This window comes from Candidatus Nitrotoga sp. AM1P (assembly GCF_013168275.1).
GTDB lineage: Bacteria > Pseudomonadota > Gammaproteobacteria > Burkholderiales > Gallionellaceae > Nitrotoga.
The window spans coordinates 1,736,504-1,762,078 of the sequence record NZ_AP019547.1; the positions used below are offsets into that span (position 1 = coordinate 1,736,504).

Annotated in this window: 30 protein-coding genes and 1 pseudogene; 23 read left to right on the plus strand and 8 right to left on the minus strand. The window is 48.8% G+C overall.

The window, feature by feature from the left end; genetic code table 11:
- Window positions 1-9: 9 nt before the first annotated feature.
- Together W01_RS07710 and W01_RS07715 are read right to left on the minus strand one after the other, a co-directional pair.
- Window positions 10-411: an ExbD/TolR family protein gene (locus W01_RS07710; protein WP_173053548.1), complete on the minus strand. Its 402-nt coding sequence runs from the start codon at window positions 409-411 to the stop codon at window positions 10-12.
- 5 nt (window positions 412-416) lie between these two features.
- Window positions 417-1,046, minus strand: a complete 630-nt coding sequence (locus W01_RS07715) for a MotA/TolQ/ExbB proton channel family protein (protein ID WP_173053550.1) — start codon at window positions 1,044-1,046, stop codon at window positions 417-419.
- A gap of 771 nt (window positions 1,047-1,817) precedes the next feature.
- Here W01_RS07715 and W01_RS07720 point away from each other — a divergent pair.
- From W01_RS07720 to greB, 4 genes are all read left to right on the plus strand, one after another.
- On the plus strand, window positions 1,818-3,167 hold the full coding sequence (locus W01_RS07720) for an AAA family ATPase (RefSeq protein WP_173053552.1): 1,350 nt from the start codon (window positions 1,818-1,820) through the stop codon (window positions 3,165-3,167).
- Between the two features lie 11 nt (window positions 3,168-3,178).
- Entirely contained in the window at window positions 3,179-3,691 is a 513-nt protein-coding gene (locus W01_RS07725; protein ID WP_242006909.1) for a hypothetical protein, read from the plus strand.
- Window positions 3,688-4,383 carry an RNA ligase family protein gene (locus W01_RS07730; protein WP_173053556.1) on the plus strand — a complete coding sequence of 232 codons (696 nt, stop codon included), beginning with the start codon at window positions 3,688-3,690 and terminating at the stop codon, window positions 4,381-4,383. Before W01_RS07725 ends, W01_RS07730 begins: the two co-directional genes overlap by 4 nt.
- A gap of 108 nt (window positions 4,384-4,491) precedes the next feature.
- The gene (greB, locus tag W01_RS07735) at window positions 4,492-5,061 is read left to right on the plus strand and encodes a transcription elongation factor GreB (protein ID WP_173053558.1); all 570 of its coding nucleotides are present in this window, start codon (window positions 4,492-4,494) and stop codon (window positions 5,059-5,061) included.
- Between the two features lie 80 nt (window positions 5,062-5,141).
- On the opposite strand, the gene W01_RS07740 is transcribed toward greB, so the two are convergent.
- The 6 genes from W01_RS07740 to purM all read right to left on the minus strand — a co-directional run bounded on the left by W01_RS07740 (window position 5,142) and on the right by purM (window position 10,900).
- The gene (locus tag W01_RS07740) at window positions 5,142-5,774 is read right to left on the minus strand and encodes an NAAT family transporter (RefSeq protein ID WP_173053560.1); all 633 of its coding nucleotides are present in this window, start codon (window positions 5,772-5,774) and stop codon (window positions 5,142-5,144) included.
- An 88-nt stretch (window positions 5,775-5,862) separates the two neighbouring features.
- The gene (locus tag W01_RS07745; protein WP_173053562.1) at window positions 5,863-7,149 is read right to left on the minus strand and encodes an RsmB/NOP family class I SAM-dependent RNA methyltransferase; all 1,287 of its coding nucleotides are present in this window, start codon (window positions 7,147-7,149) and stop codon (window positions 5,863-5,865) included.
- A 98-nt stretch (window positions 7,150-7,247) separates the two neighbouring features.
- The gene (locus tag W01_RS07750; RefSeq protein WP_173053564.1) at window positions 7,248-8,417 is read right to left on the minus strand and encodes a DUF3108 domain-containing protein; all 1,170 of its coding nucleotides are present in this window, start codon (window positions 8,415-8,417) and stop codon (window positions 7,248-7,250) included.
- A 24-nt stretch (window positions 8,418-8,441) separates the two neighbouring features.
- The gene (locus tag W01_RS07755) at window positions 8,442-9,170 is read right to left on the minus strand and encodes a DUF3108 domain-containing protein (protein ID WP_173053566.1); all 729 of its coding nucleotides are present in this window, start codon (window positions 9,168-9,170) and stop codon (window positions 8,442-8,444) included.
- Entirely contained in the window at window positions 9,163-9,813 is a 651-nt protein-coding gene (gene purN / locus W01_RS07760; protein WP_173055828.1) for a phosphoribosylglycinamide formyltransferase, read from the minus strand. The genes W01_RS07755 and purN overlap by 8 nt, the downstream gene beginning before the upstream one ends.
- Before the next feature lie 7 nt (window positions 9,814-9,820).
- On the minus strand, window positions 9,821-10,900 hold the full coding sequence (purM, locus tag W01_RS07765) for a phosphoribosylformylglycinamidine cyclo-ligase (RefSeq protein WP_173053568.1): 1,080 nt from the start codon (window positions 10,898-10,900) through the stop codon (window positions 9,821-9,823).
- Between the two features lie 170 nt (window positions 10,901-11,070).
- Between purM and hda the strand changes: the two genes are divergently transcribed.
- The 19 genes and pseudogenes from hda to W01_RS07860 all read left to right on the plus strand — a co-directional run bounded on the left by hda (window position 11,071) and on the right by W01_RS07860 (window position 25,540).
- Window positions 11,071-11,739: a DnaA regulatory inactivator Hda gene (gene hda / locus W01_RS07770; protein ID WP_173053570.1), complete on the plus strand. Its 669-nt coding sequence runs from the start codon at window positions 11,071-11,073 to the stop codon at window positions 11,737-11,739.
- Window positions 11,736-12,398 (plus strand): HAD family hydrolase, encoded by a 663-nt coding sequence (locus W01_RS07775; protein ID WP_173053572.1) that lies wholly within the window; start codon window positions 11,736-11,738, stop codon window positions 12,396-12,398. Before hda ends, W01_RS07775 begins: the two co-directional genes overlap by 4 nt.
- 241 nt (window positions 12,399-12,639) lie before the next feature.
- Window positions 12,640-13,605 carry a FecCD family ABC transporter permease gene (locus W01_RS07780; RefSeq protein ID WP_173053574.1) on the plus strand — a complete coding sequence of 322 codons (966 nt, stop codon included), beginning with the start codon at window positions 12,640-12,642 and terminating at the stop codon, window positions 13,603-13,605.
- Window positions 13,605-14,375: an ABC transporter ATP-binding protein gene (locus W01_RS07785; protein WP_173053576.1), complete on the plus strand. Its 771-nt coding sequence runs from the start codon at window positions 13,605-13,607 to the stop codon at window positions 14,373-14,375. The genes W01_RS07780 and W01_RS07785 overlap by 1 nt, the downstream gene beginning before the upstream one ends.
- Window positions 14,376-14,433: 58 nt before the next feature.
- Window positions 14,434-15,774 (plus strand): polynucleotide adenylyltransferase PcnB, encoded by a 1,341-nt coding sequence (pcnB, locus tag W01_RS07790; RefSeq protein ID WP_173053578.1) that lies wholly within the window; start codon window positions 14,434-14,436, stop codon window positions 15,772-15,774.
- A 140-nt stretch (window positions 15,775-15,914) separates the two neighbouring features.
- The gene (gene folK, locus W01_RS07795; RefSeq protein WP_173053580.1) at window positions 15,915-16,412 is read left to right on the plus strand and encodes a 2-amino-4-hydroxy-6-hydroxymethyldihydropteridine diphosphokinase; all 498 of its coding nucleotides are present in this window, start codon (window positions 15,915-15,917) and stop codon (window positions 16,410-16,412) included.
- Window positions 16,402-17,043, plus strand: a complete 642-nt coding sequence (locus W01_RS07800; protein WP_173053582.1) for a deoxynucleoside kinase — start codon at window positions 16,402-16,404, stop codon at window positions 17,041-17,043. Before folK ends, W01_RS07800 begins: the two co-directional genes overlap by 11 nt.
- Window positions 17,043-17,834, plus strand: a complete 792-nt coding sequence (gene panB, locus W01_RS07805; protein ID WP_173055830.1) for a 3-methyl-2-oxobutanoate hydroxymethyltransferase — start codon at window positions 17,043-17,045, stop codon at window positions 17,832-17,834. Before W01_RS07800 ends, panB begins: the two co-directional genes overlap by 1 nt.
- A gap of 28 nt (window positions 17,835-17,862) precedes the next feature.
- Window positions 17,863-18,699 (plus strand): pantoate--beta-alanine ligase, encoded by an 837-nt coding sequence (panC, locus tag W01_RS07810; RefSeq protein ID WP_173053584.1) that lies wholly within the window; start codon window positions 17,863-17,865, stop codon window positions 18,697-18,699.
- 132 nt (window positions 18,700-18,831) lie between these two features.
- Complete coding sequence (gene panD / locus W01_RS07815; protein WP_173053586.1) at window positions 18,832-19,212, plus strand: aspartate 1-decarboxylase; 381 nt, start codon at window positions 18,832-18,834, stop codon at window positions 19,210-19,212.
- A gap of 215 nt (window positions 19,213-19,427) precedes the next feature.
- Window positions 19,428-19,487, plus strand: a pseudogene (gene cas5, locus W01_RS14685) (CRISPR-associated protein Cas5); the annotation flags it as partial.
- A 409-nt stretch (window positions 19,488-19,896) separates the two neighbouring features.
- On the plus strand, window positions 19,897-20,211 hold the full coding sequence (locus W01_RS07825) for a DUF883 family protein (RefSeq protein ID WP_173053588.1): 315 nt from the start codon (window positions 19,897-19,899) through the stop codon (window positions 20,209-20,211).
- Window positions 20,212-20,298: 87 nt separating this feature from the next.
- Window positions 20,299-21,114, plus strand: a complete 816-nt coding sequence (locus tag W01_RS07830) for a M48 family metallopeptidase (RefSeq protein ID WP_173053590.1) — start codon at window positions 20,299-20,301, stop codon at window positions 21,112-21,114.
- Between the two features lie 202 nt (window positions 21,115-21,316).
- Window positions 21,317-21,646, plus strand: coding sequence for a CsbD family protein (locus W01_RS14690; protein ID WP_445082526.1), 330 nt, complete (start codon window positions 21,317-21,319; stop codon window positions 21,644-21,646).
- Between the two features lie 206 nt (window positions 21,647-21,852).
- A complete protein-coding gene (locus tag W01_RS07840) occupies window positions 21,853-22,068 on the plus strand; it encodes a glycine zipper 2TM domain-containing protein (protein WP_173053592.1) in 216 nt (71 codons plus the stop codon).
- Window positions 22,069-22,161: 93 nt separating this feature from the next.
- Window positions 22,162-22,359, plus strand: coding sequence for a hypothetical protein (locus W01_RS07845; protein WP_173053594.1), 198 nt, complete (start codon window positions 22,162-22,164; stop codon window positions 22,357-22,359).
- Window positions 22,360-22,507: 148 nt separating this feature from the next.
- Entirely contained in the window at window positions 22,508-22,978 is a 471-nt protein-coding gene (locus W01_RS07850) for an outer membrane lipoprotein (protein ID WP_173053596.1), read from the plus strand.
- Window positions 22,979-23,347: 369 nt separating this feature from the next.
- Window positions 23,348-24,118 carry an OmpA family protein gene (locus W01_RS07855; protein ID WP_173053598.1) on the plus strand — a complete coding sequence of 257 codons (771 nt, stop codon included), beginning with the start codon at window positions 23,348-23,350 and terminating at the stop codon, window positions 24,116-24,118.
- Window positions 24,119-24,601: 483 nt separating this feature from the next.
- On the plus strand, window positions 24,602-25,540 hold the full coding sequence (locus W01_RS07860; RefSeq protein WP_173053600.1) for a GGDEF domain-containing response regulator: 939 nt from the start codon (window positions 24,602-24,604) through the stop codon (window positions 25,538-25,540).
- Window positions 25,541-25,575 lie beyond the last annotated feature (35 nt).

A 25,575-nucleotide genomic window follows, 5' to 3' on the forward strand; every position in this document is an offset into this window, starting at 1 on the left:
CTTACCACGTCATTTATGTTTTACCGCAATCAAAAAATGTTCGGCACCGGCGGATCGAGCCTGCAACATCGCCTGCACTACTATGCCTTGCGGTGCTTCGTTGTCCGCGGATACGACCACGCTTTGTTGTGAAGCTTGTAACAGTGGCTTGAGCGTGGTGGCCAGGGTTTCCAGTGTTACAGGAATACGATTGATAAAGATTTTGCTGTCACCCGTCAGCGTCAACGTTACCGGTGCATCAGCACGGAGCTTTTCGGCTTCTCCTTGAGGTAGATTCACCTGCAGGGAATCAAGATTCTGCATCGACAATGAAGACAGCATGAATGTCACCAGCAAGAAAAACATCACATCAATCATCGGAATGATCTCGATGCGTCCCTTGCGATACGTTCTGGATTTACGCAGTTTCATGGGCGCTATTCCTGCTGATCCAAACGGATGTGATCAATCAGGCGTGTACCAAGGCGCTCCATTTCATCCATTGTTTGGGATTGCAGACGAGAAAAATAATTAAATCCAAATAAAGCAATGAGTGCGATTAATAAGCCAACGGCAGTTGCAATAAGTGCCTGCGCCACGCCTCCTGTCACCCCCGTAGGATTGACGATGCCGCTGCCGCCGATTATTTGGAAGGCATGCATCATTCCAATAATGGTTCCCATCAGCCCGAGCAAAGGCGCCGCGGTAACGATTGTTTCTAACACCCATAACCGACGTGCGAGGGATGTTTCAATCACCAGAGCTTCATCAGCTGCACGAGATTCAGTCCACCATGAAGGTCGATGCCGGTTGGCGATCACCACCTCAAAGAACCGCTTGTAGTAATGACGCTCGTTCAGCCCGGAAAGTATCTTTTCCAGGTCTTCCCATGCGAAACCATAAGTTTCAACAAGATTCAGTAAGTCATATGAAAGACGTGCAAAACGCCAATAGAGGAATGCCTTCTCCAGCATAATGGCTAAAGCGATTACCCCCAGTAAAGACAATGGCACGATAATCATCCCGCCGAGTTTAAATGCGATCCAGGCTTCTTGTAGTTCTTGCATGGTTATCTCCAAATGAAAGGGATAATCCCCATTTGCTTGTTAAAAAACTTATTGATGATTACCAGGAAAATTTTCGTCGTAGTCCAAACTGAGATACATCTGTTCCAATTTTAATTCCCTGAACTTCCTCATTTTACTCAACTTTAGACATTCAGCCTTCATCTTTACATCTCCCGAACGATGACACTATTAAAGCTGAAACGATAATAACTCTTGTTACCTGATACTAATGGCTGCACTAGACTCGCAATTTTGGGTTACCGTGCTGTTTCGGGAAGGTCAATATCGAAGACTTCTGGTTGAAACCGTCCCTTTAGACAAACCTGTGCCTAGAATTGATCGTGAGTGCTCAGACAAAGGTGCATCTTGAACTTGATGAGATAAGCAAGATTTAAATCAATCAGGCTTTTCGGTATATCGTAATATTCACGCTTGTGCGTTAGCTTTAACGGCTCAAAGAATCAATCAGCGTAATGGCCAAACTGCCCCAGACAAACTTTGCTCACTTGGAGCAGCACGATAAACAACTATCGCGCTTGGGCATGTTGGCGGAAAAGTATTTCGCAGAAGATCCCAATACCTGTTTACTCAAAAACTCACCCCGGTCACGCTCGCCAAAGCTTTTCGCGGCAAACTGGTGCCGCAAGACCTCAAAGACGAACCGGCCAGTGAGTTGTTGGAACGCATCCGCGCGTAACGTAGCGATCAATCCACAAACAACTCAGGCGTGGTAGTAAAATTGCCACGAAAATCGAAAATTAAGGAGTTGCTATGTTTACAAAACTCTCATTGAAAAATTTCAAGGCTTGGCGGGATGTCGAGAATGTGGACGAAGCCGGACAATTGCAAAAAGATAGAATTGAAATTCCTTTGGCTCCGGTAACGATGTTGCTCGGCACTAATTCATCAGGGAAATCATCTCTGCTTCAAGCATTGTTGTTGCTTAAGCAAACTGCCGCTTCTCCAGATCGCAGTATTCACCTTAATCTGGGCGGTGATGAAGCCAATGACTACTTCAATTTCGGTCACTTTGACGATGTGTTAAATCGTAATGCATCACCTCGGCAGTTTAAAATCGGTTTTCATTTTCAGCGCCCGGATGTGGAATCATCAGCTGAAAAAAACCGTATAGCATCAGGCGAATTCTTAGCTACTTACAGCAAAACATCGTCGGGTAGTGCCGTAATAGAGGAATTGAGTTTGCGTAGTGGGTCATCCTGCTATCGAGCAATTCGTCGCGAAAAAGGCGCGTACTCAATAATGGTTGGAGACGAGGCGCAACCGAGAGGTAAGAGCAAAGCATATGCACCTGAACGTTCAATAGCATTGCCGTCAGAGGCGATTCAGTTACTTTCGAATGACGGGCCGATGGCGGAGGATATCAGCCTTGCTATTCGCCGAGAGTTGGGAAGTATTGCCTACCTGGGGCCGCTACGCAGAAAACCGGAGCGCGATTACGTCTGGAATAAAACCAAGCCTGGAGAGTTGGGAATTGATGGAGTAGGTGTGATCAATGCTATTTTTGCAAGCGCTTTGCTGCGATCGAATGGAGATGATACCGTCAAAATTATTCAGGAAGTGTCCGGCTGGCTAGCTCGCATGGGCCTTGCAGAACGGATTGAAGTAAAGCAATTGGGGCATTCAACACGTTATGAAGTTGTAGTTCACAAAGATGGAGTGGTAGCTAACTTGCGTGATGTGGGGATCGGTATTTCTCAAGTATTGCCGGTTCTAACTCTGGCATTTTTTGCGCCTGCAGGTTCAACCGTGCTGCTGGAAGAACCTGAGATTCATCTTCATCCTCTCGCGCAATCGGTGCTAGCGGAATTATTTGTCGAGGTCAGTCGCGCAAGGAAAACTCAGTTCATCGTTGAAACCCATTCAGAGCATCTCTTTAGACGTATGCAAACTTTGGTAGCCGAAGAAACCATTACAACAAATGATTGCCGTCTGTACTTTGTCGGACGCGAGGGCGCCGATGCTAAACTGAAGCCATTGGTACTTGATGATTATGGGCGTGTGACTGAATGGCCGCCCATGTTTTTTGGTGACGCGATGGGCGAAACCAGCAAGCAAGCTCGACTGATGTTCGAGCGACAAATGCGGGATTGCAAAACATGAGAGCACGTTACGTGGTTGACACCAATGTGTTGATTGCGGCGAGCGCAGTAGACGCCTCTTCTCCCATTGCGCGTGACGCGACTCCAAGTGAGCCCGGCTTAAGGATGAAAGTCTGGCAGTGGCTTTACGATTTTCAACTATCTGAAAGCCATCTGATTCTTGACGGCGAGGGCGGGATTGAATTGGAGTACAAAAATAAACTTGGATTTAATGACTATGGCATGCAAGTCGTGATGCACAAGTGGAACACGTGCGCATTTGATCTAGTGAGCGTTGCTTACGATAGCAACGGTGACGGGGTTTTGAATGAACCTCTGCAAACTATTGTTCATGACCGAGCAGACCGAAAAATGGTGGCCGCTGCACTTGATGCTCAGGCAAAGTACGGTGAAAGTGCAATTGCATTTGCCGGAGATACCGATTGGCACGGATGGGAGACTGCGCTGAAGGATGCAGAACTAATTTTAGAACCCATTATTGAAGATTGGTCGCGAGCCAAATTTGCTGAGAAAAGCAGAAAATGACAGATTTTTTCAGATTCCCCCACACCCCCCATATTGCCTGGCTCGGTGACGGTACGCCGCGTGATGACAAGGTGCTGGCCGCATTCGAGGCCGAAGCATTCTTGGCGCACGGCGTAATTCTCGAAGAAAAAGTCGACGGTGCCAATCTGGGATTTTCGGTGGGAAGCGATGGCGAAGTCAGGGCGCAAAACCGGGGGCAATATTTACCCCAACCATTCACTGGCCAATTTGTACGCCTGAATGAGTGGCTGGCTATTCACGAAGAAGCCCTATTCGAAGCGCTGGGCGAATCTCTGATGTTGTTCGGTGAATGGGTGGCCGCTGTGCATAGTCTGGAATATCCCGGTTTGCCGGATTATTTCTTGGTGTTCGATGTGTATGACCGCAATGCTCGTCGTTTCTGGAGTACAGCACGGCGTAATGCGTTGGCGTCCCAGCTTAGCTTGCGCTCCGTTCATCAGATAGGAATGGGACGTTACCGACTGAGTACGCTCAAGCAAATGATTGCCACGACTCCAAGCGCCTATCGAAAGGGCGAGTGCGAGGGAATCTATCTCAGACATGAAGACAAAGACTGGCTAATCGCCCGCGCCAAATTGGTTCACCCCGATTTCACGCAAAGCATTGGCGAGCATTGGCGTTCGCGTTCACTGCGTTGGAACTCGCTAGCAGTTGGCTTTGAATCTTATTAGGAGTTCTTATAAACCTTGAGTTTCTAATCTCGTTTTTATGACAGATGACGGCATTTAATTAGATTGGTCTTTAAAATTGTGGAGACTATCCAAAAGGGGCGAGCGATCATGAGCAAAGCTTTTACCAAGGAAACGGACGAAAGTCCTGACGAAGAAGAGGGTCAGCCGGTATCTCCCCTCCCGCCCGGAGTCAAAAACTACATCACCCCCATTGGTTACCAGCGTATGAAAGATGAGCTTGATCAGCTATGGAAAGTGGAACGTCCGGTATTGGTGCAAACTATTACTTGGGCCGCTTCCAACGGCGATCGCTCGGAAAATGGGGATTATATTTATGGCAAGAAGCGCCTGCGTGAAATCGATCGGCGCATCCGCTTTCTTTCCAAGCGTCTGGAAAACGCCGCAGTGGTGGATCCGGTGCAGCGAGAATCGTGTGATCAAGTATTCTTTGGGGCGACAGTCACAGTGTGCCGGCAGGATGGCGCAGAGCACATCTACAGCATAGTCGGCGTGGATGAAGCGGATGCCGGGCGCGGATTGATTAGCTGGGTATCACCGCTCGCTCGAGCACTGCTAAAGACGCGCGCCGATGATGTGGTTATGCTGCACATCCCCGGCGGGATAGAAGAGCTGGTGGTGGTGGGCGTTGCTTATCGGGCGATACGTTTTGACGATTGAGTTGTGGTAAAAACGCGAGCTTTGAATATATCACTTTAAACTTTAACAGCAGCGTTCCTCGTTCCACCCGCCCGTTCGGATTAGCCAAGAGTAGGAAATAAGCCACGTATTCCACCCGCAATGAACTCTACGGAAATGGCCGCGAGTACCAAGCCCATTAACCGAGTAAATACGTCAATGCCTATCTTGCCCAAACGTTGCGCCACCCACGGTGCAATCAGGAAGGCTAACCAGACCGTTACGCTTAGCAACATAATTTCCAAGCTCATGATTAAATAATGCTCAATGCCGTGCGCCTTGTGTGCCTCCAGAATCACCGCGCTAATGGAGCCGGGCCCTGCCAGCAGTGGAATGGATAACGGCACGATGGCATGTATCGAGCTTGTTTCGCCCCCAGCACCGTCATTATCGGCTTCGATGGAGGTGTAGAGGTTACCATTCAACATTCTGAAGGCCATTAACATCAGTAGAATGCCGCCCGCCACGCGAAATGAACTGATGCTGATACCAAAAAAAACCAGTAGTGGCTGACCTATCAATAACGCAACCAGCAAAATGACGCATACCGCCAGTGATGCGACGCGGCCAACCTTGGCTCGTTTTGGTGCCGTCATGCCGGAGGTGAACAGAATGATGATGGGGATGATCCCGATCGGATCAAGGATGGCGAACAGACTGATAAAAATCTTGGTGTATTCGGTGAAATCCAGCATGGCGCTCAATCAAGAAAATGCAGCAAAATAGGTGAAGTAAGTTACCAGTAAAATTGCTCGAATAAATTCCTGGTTACCTTTTCCAAACTTAGGCAGGATCGACGTTGTTCGGGGCAACCGCTTTGACCCGTTCCAATACCGCTGCGAAAAAGGCATCGGTGCTGTGCAGTTGCGGCAACAGTTGCAGGCACTCTTCCGCTTCCAGCGGGATTTTTTGCTGTGCGAGAATTTCTCCTGCAGGACGTAACGTGAATTCTGGATGGTCGGCAAGAAATGCATCGACTATCGCGCGGTTTTCCTGGGGCAAAAAACTACAGGTGGTATACACCAGGCGACCGCCGGGTTTGAGCAACTTGCTGGCTGAGGCCAGGATAGAGGTTTGCAACTGGGTGAATTCAGTCACGCTTTGGGACGATTGGCGGAATTTGATGTCCGGATTGCGGCGTAGGGTGCCCAATCCGCTACACGGCGCGTCCACAAGAACGCGGTCGATTTTGCCAGCCAGACGTTTTATTTTGCTGTCATTTTCATGTGCTATGAGTTGCGGGTGCAGGTTGCTAAGCCCCGAACGTTTCAGACGTGGCTTGAGGTTGGCCAGTCGTTTTTCAGATACGTCCAGCGCATACAGCCTGCCCTGCGACTGCATCATGGCGCCCAGCATAAGTGCTTTGCCGCCTGCGCCGGCGCAAAAGTCCACAACCATGTCATTGCGCTTGGGTGCGAGCAGAAATCCAAGCAGCTGGCTGCCTTCGTCCTGTACCTCTATTTTTCCGCCGAGAAACAGCGGGTGCTTGGTGAGTGATGGCTTATCCTTCAGGCGAATGCCGATGGGGGAATAAGGCGTGGCTTGCGCGTCCATGCCGTCTGCCTGCAAGGCTTGCAGCACCTCGTCGCGCGTGGCGAGCAGGGTGTTAACGCGTAAATCCAGTGCGGCGGGTTGCTGCATGGAGCGCCCCAGCATGAGGATGGCTTCATCTGTCATGGTGATTTGCAGCTGTTCGACCAACCATTCTGGCAGTTCGGCCTGCACCGACAAAGATAATTCGGCAAGAGTGATGGCTTTCACTTGCCCCAGCCAGTCGGCTTCATCGCGTTTCAGAAGCGGAGTGAGTTCGCGCAGGTTATAGCCGCTGAATTTGATCCAATAAGCCAGCGCCATGCGGCGCGGTGTGGCCTGGTTGACGCAGGCATGTTCCAGAAACAGGCGGTGACGTAACACACCGAACACAGTTTCTGCCACCAGCGCACGTTCGTTGGAGCCGATGCGCTCGCGCTGAAAAAAGTGGCGCAGTACAGCGTCAGCGGGATGTTCCAGCGGCAGAATGCTACGCAGGGCTTGGATAACGAGGTCTAGGCGATATTCGGTCAGTAGCATGGTTCTAAATTAGGGTAAGAATATTGAAGTGGTGATGGAAGCAATCACAGGAATGGAGGCGAAGTTTACAGGACAGGGCTTCATGACTTTGGAATTTCTTATTCGTCCGCGACACGGATGTCAGAAATAACAACTTCCAAGATCATTTCACCGGAACCTTTAATCTGGCGAAACTTGATTGGCAGCAGGCGATATTCCAGCCCGAGCCAGACTTCCATACCGTCTCCCCCTTCGCTATGCAGCCTGCGCAAAGGCAATGCGCGCAACTTGCCCATTTGGGTGATAACTTCCTCTTCTGCACCGATTTCAAGTTCATATTTTTCAAGTTTTTTGCCAGTGGTGATAGCAATCGATAAAATTTCATTGTGCAGAGGAAGTTGTGAGAGTTGATATAAAAAGCTCAAGATATCTTGGGCGCCAGAAGGCAACTCAGTTTCACCGCCGTGAGAAAAATGCAATTTATTTCCTGCCCAGTTGAAGGCGGCATTCGTTTTTTGTTTACCGCTGGATACATTTTGCTCTTCTTCGTAGCCTTCGGGTTGCAGCCCAAAGTTGCCAGCCTTGCCGTGGCTGGTTTGCATGAGTTGATAGCTTTTGAACAATCGGGCTAGTCCGGTTGTTTGCGTTTCCCCTTTCAGGATATATTTATCTTCAATAATTTCAAGCCGATGGGTGATTTCACCAATCTGAAAATGGTCCTGGCCCAAGTAGACGGCAAACTTTAACTGTGCGTGTTTGGGTAATGGGTGCGCTACGGGTTCTCCTACCTTGGCTACGGCAGATGCCGTTTCAATAGCAGGTATTGATGCCGGCTCGGAGACGGCTGCTACAACCGATGCTGCTTCTGTAGCAGGTATTGATGCTGGTTTGGGTGTGATTGCTACGGCAGATGCTGCTTCAATAGCAGGCATTGATTCTGGTTCGGGGATGGCTGCAACCGCAGATGCTGCTTCTGTAGCAGGTATTGATTCAGGTTCGGGAGTGGCTGCTACAGCAGATGATGCTTCTGCAACAGGTATTGATTCCGGTTCGGGTTCTGGTAGGGGCGTTACAGTACTGTCAGTTTCGGTTGGCGGGCTTGCAGGTTCAACTTCGGGAGTGGGCACGTCGGCTTGTAGTGGTATCGCTTCGAGTTTAGCGGTAAGCGGTGGCAGTAGCGCCTCGCTATTCGGCAACTCTACTTGAAAGAGCCACAATGCTGCACTATGCAACAGCACGGACAGCGCGATGGCAAGAGTGATGCGGCTGGTGGGCGTGCCAGAATTCATTTCATAAATAGCCCAGAATGATTGCTACTCAAAATTTATTTGGGTCAATACCTGCGTAAATTTGTCACCGCCGGACTCGGTGATGATCATTTTGTAAGGAAAATTGCCATGTTCTGTTGCCAGCCAGATTTCAGTTTGATTCTCACCATCTTGCGGCGGGCTGGCTACGTACAATGCCTTAAATGTACCGAGCGGAATTGTCATGTTTTGGTCGGGCGTAATGCGATAACTGTATTCGTCCACTTTACTGCCGTTAGTCATGTCGAAGTTGAGCTCGGTGGCATTTTGCAGGGGCGCGAACATGAACTGGTACATCGCGCTTAATCGGTCTTGAGTTCCAGCTGGTAGCGGCAGCGTGCGTTTCCCGGTGCGATCAGTCAGAGTGATGTTTTTAGTCTTCCAGTCAAAATCGGCGCGCGTATTTCGCTCGGTATCGAGTTTGCGTTCCTGAATATAAGTATGTGGGCGTAAGCCCTTGGTTGTCACGGTACCTTCGCTGGTGACGCGGATAACTTCTGCTTTGAACATGGCGAGCAAGCCGATTGCTTTGGTCACGCTTTCAATATGGTAGCCGCCCTGCTTACGGGTATAGGTTTCGGAAATGGTCGCGACTTTAATATTGCCTTTGAGTACATCGTAATGGGCATCAACAGTGGTGAACTGTACTGGTAAGGCAGGCGTAGCAGCAAATAGTGCTTGCGGTGCCATGCTAACAAGTAATAGCAAGCTGGCTAGGTAAATAATGTTACGCATTAGCGTATTCCATTTCCGGAGAGATTAGTGTGCAATCGGGCTGTTCCAGACGTTTCATTCGCACCTTGCCATCCGCACTCAGGCTGATGTCGTCGTTGCAGAACCAACGGATGGCTTGCGGAAAAATACGATGCTCTTGATGTAATACGCGTGCTGCCAGGGTTGCCGGGGTATCGTCCATGAGTACCGGCACTGCGGCCTGGATGATGATGGGGCCGTGATCGACGTCGCTGGTAACAAAATGCACGGTGCAGCCGTGAATCTTCACGCCGTCCTGGAGCGCGCGCGCATGAGTATTCAGGCCACTATATGCGGGCAACAGCGAGGGGTGGATGTTAATAAGTTTGTTTTGATAGCGAGCCACGAACTGAGGGGTGAGAATGCGCATGAAGCCGGCAAGCACGATAAGGTCGGGCCGATAGCTGTCTATGCAGATAGCTAGCTCGGAGTCGAAGGACTCGCGGTCTGGATAGCTGCGATGCGCCACGACCCTTGTTGTAATTCCATACTGTTTGGCAATTTCCAATCCTGGGGCATCGACTCGGTTGCTGATGACCGCCGCTACCCTACAGGGCAGGTCGGCTTCGAGCAACGCGCGCATGTTACTGCCGTGGCCGGAAATCAGAATAACGATGGACTTTATCGTTACGTTAACAGATTCGGGTTTGTGGTTCATCACCTATCCGCGCTTCAATTGTGCCTATGCGCCATACGGTTTCTCCAGCGGCGATCAGCTGGGCAATTGCGTTTGCGGCATCATTCTGGTCCATGATAACCACCATGCCGATGCCGCAATTGAAGGTACGGTACATTTCTTGTTGCGCTACGTTGCCCTGTTCGCGGAGCCACTCGAACAGTTTGGGTGTGTGCCAGGCGAGTCCGTCAATCACGGCGGTAACGTTGGAAGGCAGCACACGCGGCACATTTTCAAGCAGACCACCGCCAGTGATGTGCGCCATACCTTTTATTTGAAGGGTTTGCATCAGCGCCAGCAATGGTTTCACATAGATGCGCGTGGGCGCCATAATGCAATCCGCCAGCGTGCGCTCACTATCAAATTTAGCATTGAGGTCGGGTTGGCTGCGCTCGATGATTTTACGTACCAGCGAGTAACCGTTGGAGTGCGCGCCGTTGGAGGCGAGCCCCAGCACGATGTCTCCAGGCCGAATGTCAGCGCCGGTGATGATGTTGGTTTTTTCCACTACACCCACAGCGAAACCGGCGAGGTCATATTCGCCCACCGGATACATGCCCGGCATTTCGGCGGTCTCGCCGCCGATGAGCGCGCAACCAGCCAGCTCGCATCCCGCCGCTATGCCCTTGATGACTTCGGTAGCAGCATCCACATCCAGCTTGCCACAGGCGAAATAATCGAGGAAAAATAGCGGCTCTGCGCCTTGCACCAGAATATCGTTGACGCTCATCCCAACCAGGTCGATGCCAACTGTATCGTGACGATTCAATTCAAACGCCAATTTCAATTTGGTACCTACGCCATCAGTGCCAGACACCAACACCGGCTCGCGGTATTTTTTAGAAATTTCGACTAATCCGCCAAAGCCGCCTATGCCACTCAGAACTTCCGGGCGCATCGTACGTTTGGCGAATGGTTTAATGTTTTCCACCAGACGATCACCTGCGGCTATATCTACGCCGGCGTCGCGGTAGGAAAGTGTGTCAGGTAAGCTCAAGTTGAGTTCTCGCTTTCTTCGGGATACAGTGCAGGCCATTTTGTTAGTGATATTTTAACCCAAATGACCGTTCAACGCTTCGCTGTACTACAAGGAGGTACGCTCGCGTGCTGCTGAACGCTTCCCAGGGCTAGCAGCATTGTTGGTTTTATTGAACCATGCCCCAGGCATGGTAGTTATCCCTATTCGCGTATCGTGATTCATTTTTTATGACGCAATTATTATTAAACATCACTCCGGACTGGTTACCTACGCTCAATAATTTTGTACCGGGTCGCAATGTTGAGTTGCTCTCGGCATTGCACCACGCATTGGCAGGAACCTCGAATGAACGGTGTTTCTACCTATGGGGCGAGGTGGGCTGTGGCAAAAGCCATCTTATGCAGGCAGCAGTGGAGCAGGCACGCTCATTGGGACAGTCCGCAGTCTTTGCTCATGGCGCTGTGCCGGATTTGGTTCCCGTGATTGCAGTGGATGATGTTGAGTTGCTAGATGCAGCTGCCCAGATTGTGTTGTTCGCCCTTTATAATAGGGTGCGCGAAAGCGGCGGCATGTTGCTGGTTAGCGGTGTATCTGCGCCGGCCCATTTAAACTTGCGTGATGATCTGCGCACCCGGTTGGGGTGGGGGCTGGTATATCAGGTGCATGCGCTGAATGATGCAGAAAAGGCACAAGCATTGGAGCAGCATGGACAAGCGCGCGGCTTCATCCTGCCACGCGACGTGACGCAATATCTGTTGCGTCACGGACGACGTGATATGCCTGCACTGCTCGGGCTGATGGACGCTCTGGACGCGCAGTGTTTGCGTTTGCAGCGTGCGCCCTCGATACCGTTGCTGAAAGAAGTGATGCAAACTTTTAACCTGGAGTCTGTGTGAACCTTACGCTATTTGATTTAGACAATACCTTGCTGAATGGTGACAGTGATTTTGAGTGGGCTCAGTTTCTCATCGAACAGGGCGTGCTCGATCGCGAACTGTTTGAGACGAAAAACTTGGCTTTTTATGAGCAATACAAAGCGGGAACGCTGGATATTTATGAGTTCCTCGACTTCCAGTTGAAACCTTTGTCGCGCCATGCGCGCAAGGTATTAAATGGCTGGCGTGACGATTTCATGCAGCACAAGGTGCGTGGCATGATGACTATACCTGCGCAAGAGCTGGTAGCACGGCACCGTGCGGCGGGGGATGTGTGCATCATCATTACTGCTACTAATAGTTTTGTGACCTCGCCGATTGCGCGTGAATTCGGCGTGGAACATTTGATTGCTACCGAGCCGGAAGAGAAGGACGGTGAATTTACCGGGTGTGTATCTGGCGTGCCGTGTTTCCGTGAAGGCAAAATTACCCGGTTGGAAAGCTGGTTGGCGCAACGAGGATGGGGATGGAATAGTTTTTCTGATAGTTTTTTTTACAGCGATTCTTTGAACGACCTGCCATTGCTGGCGAAAGTAAACAATCCAATAGCGGTCGATCCGGATGCAACATTACGCAAGCATGCAGAACAGCATGACTGGCGTATTTTGACTTTGCGTTGAAGGCTAGTGCAATATGGCAAGCGCACCATAATCGGTACGTTGTGTTCTGTTGTGGAAACGCATTATTTGATTGATGAAATGCAATGAAAATATGCAATCAAGACGCGAATGAAAAGGCGCTACAAGCATCGAGCTAAAATAATTTATGCGCATATAACTGAAGGACTAACTGATCATTTATGCCTAAAAAAGCGCACGTTAAACCGTGCGTTTTTTATTGAATGCTGATGCCAAATAAATAATGTCCCCACGAGTCCTTTTTCCCCTGCTGCTATGCGCAGTCCCGCTGAGCCTAGGCTTTGGCCTGATGAACGGCTCATTGCCACTTGCACCGATTGAGGTGTGGTACGCTTTGTTGGGCAATAACGAGGACACTGCAACAGAGGTGTTATGGCAGTTGCGCTTGCCACGTGTACTGGCGGCATTTGTCTGTGGCGGGCTGCTGGCTTTATCTGGTGTACTGTTGCAGGCACTATTGCGCAATCCGCTGGCAGATCCTTATATCCTTGGTATTTCCGGCGGTGCGGCGGTAGGTGCGCTGGCCGCCATGTTGCTCGGCGCGGGTTTGGCTACCACGCAGTTATCTTCGTTTACAGGTGCATTGCTGGCTATAGTTGCGGTATTTGGTTTGGGCTTTCGACACGGAGAGCGAAATATATACCGTCTACTGCTTACTGGAGTGGTGCTTTCTGCCGGTTGCGGCGCGCTGATCAGCCTGCTGCTGACATTGGCGCAAGGTGAGCAGGTGAAGGGCATGTTGTTCTGGCTGATGGGGGATTTGTCGCATGCGCAAGGTTTGTCATTTGCCTGGTTTGTGTTACTGGCAGTAGGGTTGTGCGCCATGGTGTGGTCTGGCGGGCTGGATGTGCTGGCGGGTGGGCTGGACAAGGCGGCGGCACTGGGGGTGGCGGTTGGTCGCTGGCAGGCGGGATTGTATTTCGCTGCTGCTGTGCTTACTGTGACGGCGCTGCAACTCGGCGGTAGCATAGGTTTCGTCGGTTTGATGATACCGCATGCCATTCGCCTCCTTGGTGTCAGTGCACATCGCTGGCTTATCCCATTGTCGACAATATTGGGTGGCAGCTTTTTGGTGCTGGCCGATACTTTGGCACGTATGTTGTGGTCGCCGCTGCAATTACCTGTGGGTATATTCACTGCGCTGCTGGGCGTGCCGGTATTGCTGTGGTTATTGAGTCGGCGGAGCTGATGCAAGCATTTTTGGAGGTGCGTAAACTCACAGTAGCAATAGGCGGCAAGATGATATGCCGCGAACTTGATATGATGATTCGTCCAGGCGAGTGTTGGGGCGTGTTAGGACAGAACGGGGTAGGAAAGACCACTTTGCTCCGAACGCTGGCCGGTTTGCATACGCCACAGTCTGGCATGGTGAGTTGGAATGGGGTGGCACTGGCCGCTCATACTCGGCGCAACCTCGCGCGGCATCTTGGGGTGTTGCTGCAAAATGAAGGCGGTGAATTCTGGGGTAGTGTGCAGGAATATGTATTGCTGGGCCGCTTTCCCCATCGCGCCTCGCTGTTCGGTTATAACGTACAGGATGAAGCGCTGGCACAGCAGGCTTTAGTGCAGATGGAGTTGGAAGGGCTGGCACAACGACCATACAATACATTGTCAGGTGGTGAACAGCAGCGTGCCGCAATTGCCCAAGCGCTGGTGCAGCAGGCACAGTGTTATTTGCTGGATGAACCATTACAGCATCTTGACTTGCGCCATCAGGCACAGACGATGCAAGTGTTCAGCCGCTTGAAGGAGCAAGGGTGTGCGCTTATGATGGTGCTGCATGACACGCTGTGGGCGCAGCGCTGTTGCGATCATGTACTGATGCAGTTTGCTGATGGCCATGTGCTGTATGGTACAGCGCAAGAGTTGCTGACACGCGCACACTTAGAGGCGCTATATCAGTGTCTGTTACGCGAGCTGTCCGTGGAGGGAGAGCGCTGGTTTGTAGCGGGTGTATAATCCCCGCTTCTAATTATGTCGCGGCTTTGTTGCGGCATTTCTGTCACAGTAGAAAGCAATGATAAAAAAGCTGTTCAAGCGCATATTCGGAAAATCTGCCCGCACTCGGATAGAAGGAAAATGTCACATCATCCCCTTTGAGATACATGGCGTTAGTCGCGATGGTATTAGCCCCGCTGCGCGCAGGGTGACGGATGGTTTGCAGGCGGCTGGTTACTCGGCTTTTGTCGTGGGCGGTGCGGTGCGCGATTTATTACTCAACCGTCACCCTAAAGACTTTGATATTGCAACCGACGCCACGCCGGAAGAAGTGCGCCGCGTGTTTCGTCGCTCGCGCATTATCGGGCGGCGCTTCCGTTTGGTGCATGTATTATTCGGCGAGGAAACGGTGGAGACTTCCACCTTTCGCCGCAAGATAGAGAGTGAAGAGGCAGAAACTGATGAACATGGTCGGTTGCTGCGTGACAATGAATTTGGCGATCAGGAGCAGGACGCGGCGCGACGCGATTTTACCGCTAACGCGCTATTTTATGATCCGTCCAGTCAGGAAATTTACGATTATCACAATGGCTATGCCGACATCTGCGCCAATACCTTGCGCATGATCGGTGATCCGGCCGTACGTTACCGCGAAGATCCCGTGCGCATGCTACGTGCGGTGCGCTTGTCGGCCAAGCTGGGCATGAAGCTGGAGGCTGCTACCGCCGCACCCATTGCAAAAATGAAAGATCTGCTGGGTAACGTGCCACAGGCACGCCTGCTGGATGAGATGCTTAAGCTGCTGCTATCGGGCCATGCGGTGGAGTGCGTCAAGAAACTACGGTCTATGGATTTACACCATGGAATGTTGCCAATGCTGGATGTGATATTGAAGCAGCCTTTGGGCGAAAAGTTCGTCATGCTGGCTTTGCAGAATACCGATCAGCGTATTCATGATGGGAAATCTGCATCACCCGCTTTCCTGTTTGCCGCGCTACTGTGGCACGATGTACTGTCTGCCTGGAAAGTGCATCAGGAAGCAGGCGAACGTCCAGTTGCAGCGCTACATGCAGCGATGGACGAGGTACTTGACAGGCAGCAGGCGCAAATCGCCATTCCACGTCGTTATGATGCAGTCATGAAGGATTTATGGTTATTACAACCTCGTTTCGGGCAGCGTGGTGGGCAACGGCCATTTCGCTTGTTGTCTCAACCGCACTTTCGCGCTGCTTATGATTTTTTGCTACTGCGTTGTGAAAGTGGCGAGGTGGATTCGCAACTGGGTTTGTGGTGGGACGAGTTCCAGGATGCCAAGGACGAACGCCGCGCCGAAATGCTATTGCCTGACGAAGGGGTCAAGAAACGCCGTCGTCGCAAGAAACCGGGCATAACGGTACAAGCGGAACCGTCTACTAAATGATGAGTCTCACGGAAGCCATCATTTGCAGATGGGGAAGTAAACGAGACATCGTCATTTTGACTGCCTATTTTCGTTAAAATGCGATAGTTATCGTGTCGCTGCACACATCCTGCTGAAATCGCATAAGGCATATTTTAAGAATGAATTCCAAGCATACGGCTTTCATTGGCTTGGGCAGTAACCTGGATGACCCATGCAAACAGTTATTACACGCTTTGCGGGCATTAGCCAGTTTGCCACATATCCAAGTATTGGCGAGTTCTGCGTTCTATCGTAGTGCGCCAATAGGTTATCTCGAACAGCCAGATTTCATTAATGCAGTAGCGCAACTGGAAACAACTTTGAGTCCACGTGCCCTGCTGGATGCGCTACTTGGACTGGAACGCGAGTGTGGCCGCACGCGGGAATTTCGTAACGCACCGCGAACACTGGATTTGGATGTGCTGTTGTATGATGATTTGCGTCACCATGAGCACAGCTTGACCATTCCTCATCCGCAGATGCACCTGCGCGCATTTGTGTTGCGCCCATTACTGGAAATCGCACCGGATTGTATTATTCCTGGTGTGGGTGCGGTGGCAGAAGCGTTACTAGGTTGTAAGCAACAGCAATTGGAGCGAATTGTAGATGTTGTTTGATAGGTACCGTTACGTAGTGGTCGAAGGGCCGATCGGGGTGGGCAAGACCAGCCTGGCACGCCGTCTTGCCAAACATTTTGAAGCGACTGCACTGCTGGAAAAGCCCGAAGCAAATCCTTTTTTGGCACGATTTTATGAAGATCCTGCACGTCATGCGTTATCTACTCAATTGTTCTTCTTGCTTCAACGAATTAATGAGCTACGGGATTTGGCACAAATGGATTTATTCCGCGCCAGTACCGTGGCGGATTATTTGTTCGACAAGGATGTGCTGTTTGCCCGCTTGAATCTTAGCGATGATGAATTTGCGCTTTACCAGAACATCTACCGCAACCTGGCACCGCAAGTGCCTACACCGGACTTGGTAATCTACCTGCAAGCCTCGCCGGAATCTTTGGTTGAGCGCGTGCACAAACGTGCTGCACCTTACGAGCGGCAGATTGCTGATTCCTACCTGATGCGTCTGGCGCAAGCTTATAGCGATTTCTTTTATCATTACGACACGGCGCCCGTATTTATCGTGAACAGTGAGAATTTAAATTTTGTGGATAGCGACGAAGATTTCGCTTTTCTGTTACAGCGTATCGAGGGGATGCGCGGGCAACGTGAATTCTTTAGTAGAGGAGCATGATGCGAACGACATTAACGTCATTGCAGACGTTACGTAATCAAGGCGAAAAAATCGCTGTATTAACCTGTTACGACGCCAGCTTTGCGGCGTTGCTCGAAGCAGGTGGCGTGAACGCGTTGTTGGTGGGCGATTCGCTCGGCATGGTATTGCAAGGACATGAAACTACCCTGCCGGTGACCTTGGATGAGATGGTTTACCACACAGCTTGTGTAGTCCGTGGATCGAAACAGGCATTCATAATCACCGATATGCCGTTCGGCACCTTTCAGGTCAGCCCGGAAAAAACATTTGAAAATGCCGCGCGCCTGATGGCAGCGGGCGCGCAGATGATCAAACTTGAAGGCGGTGCGGCGATGGCTGAGACTATTTCCTTCCTTACCGGGCGGGGCATTCCAGTATGTGCCCATATCGGGCTTACACCGCAATCGGTGCACCAGATGGGTGGTTATCGAGTGCAGGGTAAAAATGACGCTGACGCTCAGCGTCTGTTGCAAGATGCGGTAATCGTCGAGCAGGCTGGGACTGGATTGATGGTGTTGGAAGCTATGCCAGCGCTGCTGGCCGCAGAAATTACCGCCAATGTTTCTATTCCCACCATAGGCATAGGCGCGGGTGCGGCTTGTTCCGGCCAAGTGCTGGTATTGCACGATATGCTGGATATTTACCCAGGCAAAAAAGCACGCTTTGTGAAGAATTATATGCAGGACGCACAAGGTATTGCCGATGGAGTGATGCGTTATGTGATTGAGGTGAAATCTGGCGCCTTTCCCGGTGTGGAACATAGTTTTTGAAGAAGAAATAATTTTTTAAGGGACCTTGATGCTAGTGATTCACACCATTGCCGAACTACGCTTGCATTTGCAAGGTGTAACGGGCATCGTCTTGGTGCCGACTATGGGTAATCTGCACCAGGGGCACCTTGATCTGGTGCGGATTGCACGCCAACATGGCCAGTTTGTGGTGGTAAGCATATTTGTCAATCCGCTACAGTTTGGCATGAACGAGGATTATTCCAAATATCCGCGAACACTGGAGCAGGATTGCAAAATGCTGGAACAGTGCGGGGCGGATATGGTCTTTGCGCCGAGCAAGCGTGACTTATATCCGCAGCCGCAGCAAGTAACAGTAGAGTTACCGCCCATCGCCAATGAGTTATGCGGTGCTTTCCGTCCCGGTCATTTTCGCGGCGCGGCGACGGTGGTGCTGAAGCTGTTCAACATTGTGCAGCCACGTATCGCGGTGTTTGGGAAGAAGGATTATCAACAGTTGTATTTAATGCGCCAAATGACGGCACAATTGAATCTGCCCGTAGAAATTATCGGCGGCGAAACTGTGCGTACATCGGATGGCCTGGCGCTGAGTTCACGCAACCAGTACTTAAACATTGTAGAGCGAACTGAAGCGGTTTCTCTATATCAAAATCTTGTGGGGATTCGCCTGGCTATTATGGATGGTGCAACGGATTCCTTGAAGTTGGAACGGCAAGCTATGGAAGTGCTTAGCGCACGTGGTTGGCAGGTCGACTATGTGGCGATACGCAGTCAAGCCAACTTGGCTGAACCCACCACAGGCGAGTGCAATCTGGTCATATTGGCTGCGGCTTGGCTGGGGAAGACTCGACTTATAGATAACCTGGAGATCTTAAGAAATGGGTGACTCGGGTGTGGCTATAAATTAAAAACTTTCTTGGTGAAGCTTTTTTGGTGAAGCAGTACTGGGGTGAAATTTGGATTTATAGAGGCGTCCTTATATAATGCCTGCCCTTGTTCTCCCGTAGGGGGTAACGCAATGCAAAGAACTATGCTCAAAGCCAAATTGCATCGAGTGCATGTGACGCATTCGGAATTGCATTATGAAGGCTCGTGTGCGATCGATGAGGATTTATTGGATGCCGCTGATATCCGTGAATACCAGCAAATCGATATTTATAACGTCACCAATGGTGAGCGTTTCACCACCTATGCCATCCGTGCACAACGCAGTTCTGGCGTCATCTCGGTGAATGGTGCTGCGGCGCATAAGGCCAATCCAGGCGACATACTAATCATCGCCACTTACGCACTGTATACCGAACTGGAGTTGCAGAAATTTCATCCAAAATTGGTGTATGTGGATGAGCGCAATCGTATTATTGCCCAACGTGATGAAATTTCAGTACAGGCGGCTTAAGCTAATCCTCTGATTGACCTTGTATTTTCTCAGTCTCGTAATTGTTCTATGTGTGACAGTAAGCTAGTTCTTTAAGGCAACTCAAAAAATCTAAATGGGGTTGATGTATTTCCATAGGATCTGGCCTATAGATGATCGCATATATTCAGTGCTTGACTATACCTCGTGATAGATTCCCAGCAAAAACGCCTTAAGGATGCCGATGGCGATATGCACTTAGGGTGCCCACTCCCCAAGCTTTGTTGGGAGCGGTCGCCCGTGCAGTATGGTATTGAGTCATCCACCAACAAAGTTGGTGCATCATTGCGCACCAGTTGACTGGGCGGGATGATGTTGTCACTAACTTCGCTATCTATGATTTTGCCACAGCGCAGACCTGCTGCACGGCGATAAAATTAGCATGTGGCCTCCGTTTTCTACTGCGTTCGCTACTTATCAGAGTATTGATTAATCTTGATTAGATCTTGCAGGCGATAGAAGTTACGTCTTAAAAAATAACTTTATGCATTATGTGCTGATTGGTCGAAATATATGAAATCTTAATTTTTATAGTTATCTTATGTTCGCTATCGAACCGACTGTGTTTATTATTTAGTAATATATTGAACACGTTTTATGAAACTTAGAAAGTCTTTAACCATAAATTATATAAATATATAATTTATAACAAAAATGGAGTTTGTTATGACACAATTTATTAGCCAAAACTTAAAAAATGATTTACTCAAAGATTTCAATGCTGTTGTGAACGAAGGTGAGCAATTGCTGAAATCTGTGGTAGACGAAGGTGGTGATAAAGCTAATGCTTTACGCGCAAAGATGGAATCAAATTTGAAAGCTGCTAAAGATAGGCTGCGTCACATTGAAGAAACTGCGATTGAAACTACCAAGACAGCAGTGCGGGCCACTGACAATTATGTTCATGAAAATCCTTGGCGTGCTATAGGTGTGGCTGTTGGAATTGGAGCAGTGATTGGACTGCTTTTGAATCGTCGTTAATTTTTCTGATTTTTTGTATCGAACGATACGGTAGCTCTTCGCGATACAAAATATTGTGATGGGTAAGTAAGAATCGTAAAGGAAAGTATGTTTAATAATAAGATTTATTCGGCAATATTTATCAGTCTTTCATTAATTGCACTTGACGGATGTAAAACCACTACCAGTGGCGGTGCGGTCGGTGCAAAGCGCTCTCAACTCATGCTTGTTTCTTCACAGCAATTAGAGCAAGTTGCCGAACAAAGCTATACCAAGCTGAAAGAAGATGCAGCACAAAAAGGAACACTGAATCAAGATCGCGCGATGTTGGAACGGCTCCTTACGATTACCAACCGCATCAAACCGCATACCGCAACATTTCGTCCTGATGCGCCAAGTTGGAAATGGGAAACCAATATAATTAGCGATAAACAGCTTAATGCATTCTGTATGCCTGGAGGAAAAATTATTTTTTATTCAGGACTGATCAATGAATTAAAGTTAACCGATGATGAAATCGCAGTTGTGTTGGGGCATGAGGTTGCCCATGCATTGCGCGAGCACTCTCGTGAACAGGTCTCTCAGGCAATTGCTGCCAATACCACAATTAGTGTTGGCGCCGCATTGTTGGGTTTAAGTGAGGGTATAGCTGATCTGGCTGGCGCTGGTTATCAGGCACTGATCGCAACCAAATTCAGTCGTACTGACGAGACTGAGGCTGATCACATTGGCCTGGAACTAAGTGCACGAGCAGGCTACGACCCACGCGCAGGAATCACATTGTGGCAGAAAATGATGAAGGCCAGCGGCGGCCAGCGTCCGCCTGAGTTTCTGAGTAGCCATCCGGCCGACTCAACTCGCATTCAGCACATCGAAAAATTGCTGCCAACCGTCATGCCCCTTTACGAAGCGGCACGTAGATAACCCAATAATCTTCTGAGCGCTGGCAAATATATTCGCTAGCGCACTGAATAGATTTTTGAAGTATGAAAAAACCCACAGAAGACTGTGAGCGTTTGATCGATGATGATATGGATTTATCGTATCTCTATCGATCCATATTCTGTTTCTAGTTAAATTTATAGGAGAAAAAGCATGAATACTTACCATAGATTGCTTGTTCTGATTGTGTCGGTTACCGGCGTCTTGTCTTTCACTGGCTGCGGTAAAACTCAAAGGGAACTGGAAACAATTAAAGGGTCAGGTTAAAGAGCAATGGGAAAATCTTACAGATGATCATCTTGACGTTATAGCGGGCAAACGTGATCAACTAGCAGGCAAAATTCAGGAAGCTTATGGAGTCACTAAAGCAAAAACGGATTATAAAATAGCCAAGGAAAAATGTGATGATCTAGCTGGTAACCCTAAAGATGTTTGCCCAAAGGAAGCTAAAGCTGCAATGGCTGCTGCAAAAGCTGATGCCAAGGCGCAAATGGAAACGTCGAAAGCAAATTAACGACTGGTAATTAAGGTGCGATAGCGCATACTGATATTGTGCTTGAGAAGCGTGACGCTGAGCGCAGTTACTAAAGACAATACGATGCTTGAACAGAGGAAGCCAATAATAGTAAATGATTAACTGAAGCCTAGACTCATTAAAGAAAAAGCAGGCTTAGGGTCGGTGACCACGATTGATTTTCTATAACTAAAAAAGGAACTAACATGAAAACGATACATAAAGTTGCAATAAACACATTAATCGCAACTATGCTTCTTGGCTTAGGTGGATGCTCGGGCATGTCAACACAGGGTAAGAATACCGCTATCGGTGCTGGGGCGGGCGCACTCGGCGGTGCGGTGCTGACAGGAGGTAGCACTGCTGGAACGATTGGTGGCGCTGCAGTTGGCGGGGTTATCGGTCACGAGATCAGCAAGTAGAATATATATGAGCAACTCGATGTATCTATAACTAGACTGAATGCGAAGATACATCGTTTATCAGATATACAATTTATTCAGGGAGTTTACTAAATGATGAAATTAAAAACACACACTGCTGCGGCATTAGCAGTAAGTGTCTTAATGTTGGTTTTATTGGGTTGTCAGAAACACGAAGGTCCGGCCGAGAGTGCTGGCAAAGAAATTGACAAGGCAGTTCAGAAAACCGGAGAGAAAATTGAAAAGGCCGGAGAGAAAATTCAAGACGCCGTTAATGGTGACAAAAAATAATAGCGTGAACTTTCTCTATATGTATATTCAGTTGCACGCGTTCTTTTTTTGCTGAAATTCTACGAATGGCTTGGCCTTTGCTGAAGTTTTATAATTTATTTTTAAAATCCGGCTATGCTGGCTTATCTAGGAGTGCCAAATGAAATCGATGCAAATTATTTTAGTAGGAGCTATGACGGCTGCGACGTTAATAGGAGGCTGTGCCAACAGTAGTAACCCTGCTGCGTCGAACAATACATCTTCATTGCCATCCACATCCTCATCATCGTCCAATTTTATTGGCTATGGTGTGGTTGAAGATATAGAGACTATTAAGGTTTCCGATGATAGTAAAAATATTGCCGGAACCTTAATCGGTGGAGCGGTGGGTGGTCTATTGGGACATCAAGTTGGTAGCGGAAGAGGCCAGACCGCAGCTACAGTTGCGGGTGTGATCGGAGGTGCTGTTGCCGGTCGTGAAATTGAAAAGCGTTCACAAGTCGCTAGCCGAGATGAGTATCGTATCCGTGTTCGATTGAGTAACGGTACTACTCATGCAGTCACTCAAAGTAGCGTTAGTGATATAAAAATCGGTGATCGAGTGCGTGTGGACAATGATCGCGTATCACGCGCTGATTGATGATGCGTATGCATGGTTTCCATAATGACTAATGAGTCGAATACTTCAGCAACGTACATTTTTGTATGTTGTAGTTAAATGGCAACAAAAAAGAAGATGCTATCACTATAAGTTGAAGGCTTTCATAGTTATCTGTTACTGTTAACTTTCGGCGTTATAGGTGCTTCTGTCATAAGGAATATCCTAAAAGGATCTTGGATCCTACCTCTATAATTTAGGACAGGTGATACAAGGCGCCGCAATTTTTGATTGTGCGCCTTTTTTATTCCCCAATTTTTGCTGTGAATCTGATAATGCACATAAATTTAGCATGAAATAATGAAAGCTTAACGCAAAAAAATACCCTTAACTTAATAGAGAGAGAACCTCATGAGGAAGCCATTAGCAAATAAAAAAAACAGACTATCTGTGTCAATTGTTTTGATGCTGGGAATTGTCACCCCGTGGGTTAATGCACAAACAACAAGCAGCGAAAAGGATCATATTGAAGTAAATATTCATGACTCGAGTGGCCAGATAGTAAAGAGCGGAGCTGGAGAATGTTGGCACACTCATTTTGGTCAGGCAAACGAGGGAGGATGTAATTCAATGCCGATAGTGAAGCCGCCCGCGCCTGCTTTAATGGATAAGACTACTTCAGTTGATAAGCCTGCTCCAATTGATGAGGCGGCTCAAATTGACAAAATCACTCCAATTCCTTCACCAGTTCAAACCGAGGAACCGGTTGCAGTGTCAGAATTGCCAGTTGTTTCCACTAAAAAAATAACATTAGATGCAAGTGAACTTTTCGATTTTGGTGAACCGATATTGCGGCCGTCAGCTCGGGCTGAGCTGGATGGTTTTATTGAAAAGCTTAAAGATACCAATCCTCAAGCAATCAAGGTAATTGGTCACACCGATCGCTTTGGTAGTGCCCATTACAACCAGATTCTTTCCGAACAACGAGCAGCTACCGTAAAGGCTTACCTTGTTAGAAGAGGTGTCTCGCCCGATATAGTGCTTACCGAAGGAAAGGGTGATACGCAGCCGATTACAATAAAGGACCAATGCCCAGGTAACAAAACCCCCAAAACTATCGAATGTTTGCAACCTGATCGCCGTGTTGAGATTGAAATGACTGGTACCAAGATAGGGCCATAGTTTTCATTAATTTGTAGTGGGTTAATTCAAGAATCAACCACAGCCGTTAATGTTTAATTACCGCAAGCCGATAACGACGAAACTACTCGGGAATCACTCGTCTATTTTCTTGAGCGTTTGCCGATAAGCAACGCCGCAGACAGTTAATATTGGAATACGCTGCGAAATGCGGGAGGCGGTAGCCTCAGCGTTACTATAAAAACAGGAAAAGTTTTTATATGCGCGCTAACGCACGGACGAGTCTTTGCAAAGAAGTGATGATTCACTCGACAATGATGAGCGCCCAGATATTCATTGCGGACGGGCAATTATTTCTCCCCGGCTTACCAGAAATCCTATGATGTCTGTGTGAGAAATTCTGCAACGCTTAACTTTGCGTGACATCTTGCCTGTCGAAGGTTGTAAGGTGATTTGCACTTTCATAAAGTATCCTGTTTTAAAGGTGCCGAGTTGCCCAGATTTAACTGAAGTAAGGTGACATCAATGGTCAGCCGATCTGATATTCTTAATGCTAATGTTCTGATTGTTGATGATCAGGACGTTAACATTCGCTTGCTCGAACACATGTTGAGTGGTGCGGGCTATGTTTCTGTCACATCCACAACGAATCCGTTTGATGTATGCGAGTTATACCGCAAAAATCGTTATGATCTAGTCTTACTTGATTTGCAAATGCCCAGAATGGACGGATTTCAAGTAATAGAAAGTCTTAAGGAAATTGAATCGGATAGCTATCTTCCCGTGCTTGTGATTACTGCCCAGCCGACACTAGAGTTGCGCGCGCTGCAAGCGGGTGCGAAGGATTTCATTAGCAAACCTTTTAACGTGGCCGAGACGTTGGCAAGAGTTCATAACTTGTTGGAAGTACGTCTGTTACATAAGAAAGTGCATCATCATGCCAAGGTACAGGAATCCCGAGCATTGCATGATTCGCTGACTGGGTTAGCCAACAGGCAACTGCTGGCGGATAGGGTTTCACAGGCCATCACCCACGCACAAAGCAACATGAATGCGATGGCGCTGTTATATATAGACTTGGATAGATTTAAACAGATTAATGACATCTTTGGCCACGACGGTGGAGATCTTGTATTGCAACTGGTCGCATCACGCTTGGTAACTGCGGTGCGCCAAGAGGACACCGTAGCGCGTTTAGGCGGAGACGAATTCGTGATTGTTCTGTGGCAAATTAGCAACGCTGCCGGTGCATCCATCGCCGCGGAAAAAATGATCCAAATACTGTCACAACCTTATAGCATTCATGGTCAAACCGTCAATATTACCGCCAGTATAGGCGTCAGTATTTATTCCGTGCATGGTCGCAATGCGGAGGCTCTTTCGAAGAGCGCAGATCTGGCGCTATATGATGCCAAGCACGCAGGTAGGAATAACTATCGAATTTCAAACCGCATGGACTTGTAAAAATAGACTCGTAAAGGGCCGCTCTGCAATTTCAC

Bases quoted from the DNA above. Each gene is read 5' to 3' on its own strand.
- panC (WP_173053584.1), top strand. From the start codon at position 17,863: ATGCTAGTGATTCACACCATTGCCGAACTACGCTTGCATTTGCAAGGT.
- W01_RS07830 (WP_173053590.1), top strand. From the start codon at position 20,299: ATGTTTAATAATAAGATTTATTCGGCAATATTTATCAGTCTTTCATTA.
- W01_RS07730 (WP_173053556.1), top strand. From the start codon at position 3,688: ATGACAGATTTTTTCAGATTCCCCCACACCCCCCATATTGCCTGGCTC.
- W01_RS07800 (WP_173053582.1), top strand. From the start codon at position 16,402: ATGTTGTTTGATAGGTACCGTTACGTAGTGGTCGAAGGGCCGATCGGG.
- folK (WP_173053580.1), top strand. From the start codon at position 15,915: ATGAATTCCAAGCATACGGCTTTCATTGGCTTGGGCAGTAACCTGGAT.
- W01_RS07780 (WP_173053574.1), top strand. From the start codon at position 12,640: ATGTCCCCACGAGTCCTTTTTCCCCTGCTGCTATGCGCAGTCCCGCTG.
- W01_RS07845 (WP_173053594.1), top strand. From the start codon at position 22,162: ATGATGAAATTAAAAACACACACTGCTGCGGCATTAGCAGTAAGTGTC.
- W01_RS07715 (WP_173053550.1), bottom strand. From the start codon at position 1,046: ATGCAAGAACTACAAGAAGCCTGGATCGCATTTAAACTCGGCGGGATG.
- W01_RS07740 (WP_173053560.1), bottom strand. From the start codon at position 5,774: ATGCTGGATTTCACCGAATACACCAAGATTTTTATCAGTCTGTTCGCC.
- greB (WP_173053558.1), top strand. From the start codon at position 4,492: ATGAGCAAAGCTTTTACCAAGGAAACGGACGAAAGTCCTGACGAAGAA.
- W01_RS07755 (WP_173053566.1), bottom strand. From the start codon at position 9,170: ATGCGTAACATTATTTACCTAGCCAGCTTGCTATTACTTGTTAGCATG.
- W01_RS07860 (WP_173053600.1), top strand. From the start codon at position 24,602: ATGGTCAGCCGATCTGATATTCTTAATGCTAATGTTCTGATTGTTGAT.
- purM (WP_173053568.1), bottom strand. From the start codon at position 10,900: ATGGCCTGCACTGTATCCCGAAGAAAGCGAGAACTCAACTTGAGCTTA.
- hda (WP_173053570.1), top strand. From the start codon at position 11,071: ATGACGCAATTATTATTAAACATCACTCCGGACTGGTTACCTACGCTC.
- panB (WP_173055830.1), top strand. From the start codon at position 17,043: ATGCGAACGACATTAACGTCATTGCAGACGTTACGTAATCAAGGCGAA.
- W01_RS07710 (WP_173053548.1), bottom strand. From the start codon at position 411: ATGAAACTGCGTAAATCCAGAACGTATCGCAAGGGACGCATCGAGATC.
- W01_RS07750 (WP_173053564.1), bottom strand. From the start codon at position 8,417: ATGAATTCTGGCACGCCCACCAGCCGCATCACTCTTGCCATCGCGCTG.
- W01_RS07840 (WP_173053592.1), top strand. From the start codon at position 21,853: ATGAAAACGATACATAAAGTTGCAATAAACACATTAATCGCAACTATG.
- panD (WP_173053586.1), top strand. From the start codon at position 18,832: ATGCAAAGAACTATGCTCAAAGCCAAATTGCATCGAGTGCATGTGACG.
- W01_RS07855 (WP_173053598.1), top strand. From the start codon at position 23,348: ATGAGGAAGCCATTAGCAAATAAAAAAAACAGACTATCTGTGTCAATT.
- W01_RS07785 (WP_173053576.1), top strand. From the start codon at position 13,605: ATGCAAGCATTTTTGGAGGTGCGTAAACTCACAGTAGCAATAGGCGGC.
- pcnB (WP_173053578.1), top strand. From the start codon at position 14,434: ATGATAAAAAAGCTGTTCAAGCGCATATTCGGAAAATCTGCCCGCACT.
- W01_RS07720 (WP_173053552.1), top strand. From the start codon at position 1,818: ATGTTTACAAAACTCTCATTGAAAAATTTCAAGGCTTGGCGGGATGTC.
- W01_RS07745 (WP_173053562.1), bottom strand. From the start codon at position 7,149: ATGCTACTGACCGAATATCGCCTAGACCTCGTTATCCAAGCCCTGCGT.
- W01_RS07850 (WP_173053596.1), top strand. From the start codon at position 22,508: ATGCAAATTATTTTAGTAGGAGCTATGACGGCTGCGACGTTAATAGGA.
- W01_RS07825 (WP_173053588.1), top strand. From the start codon at position 19,897: ATGACACAATTTATTAGCCAAAACTTAAAAAATGATTTACTCAAAGAT.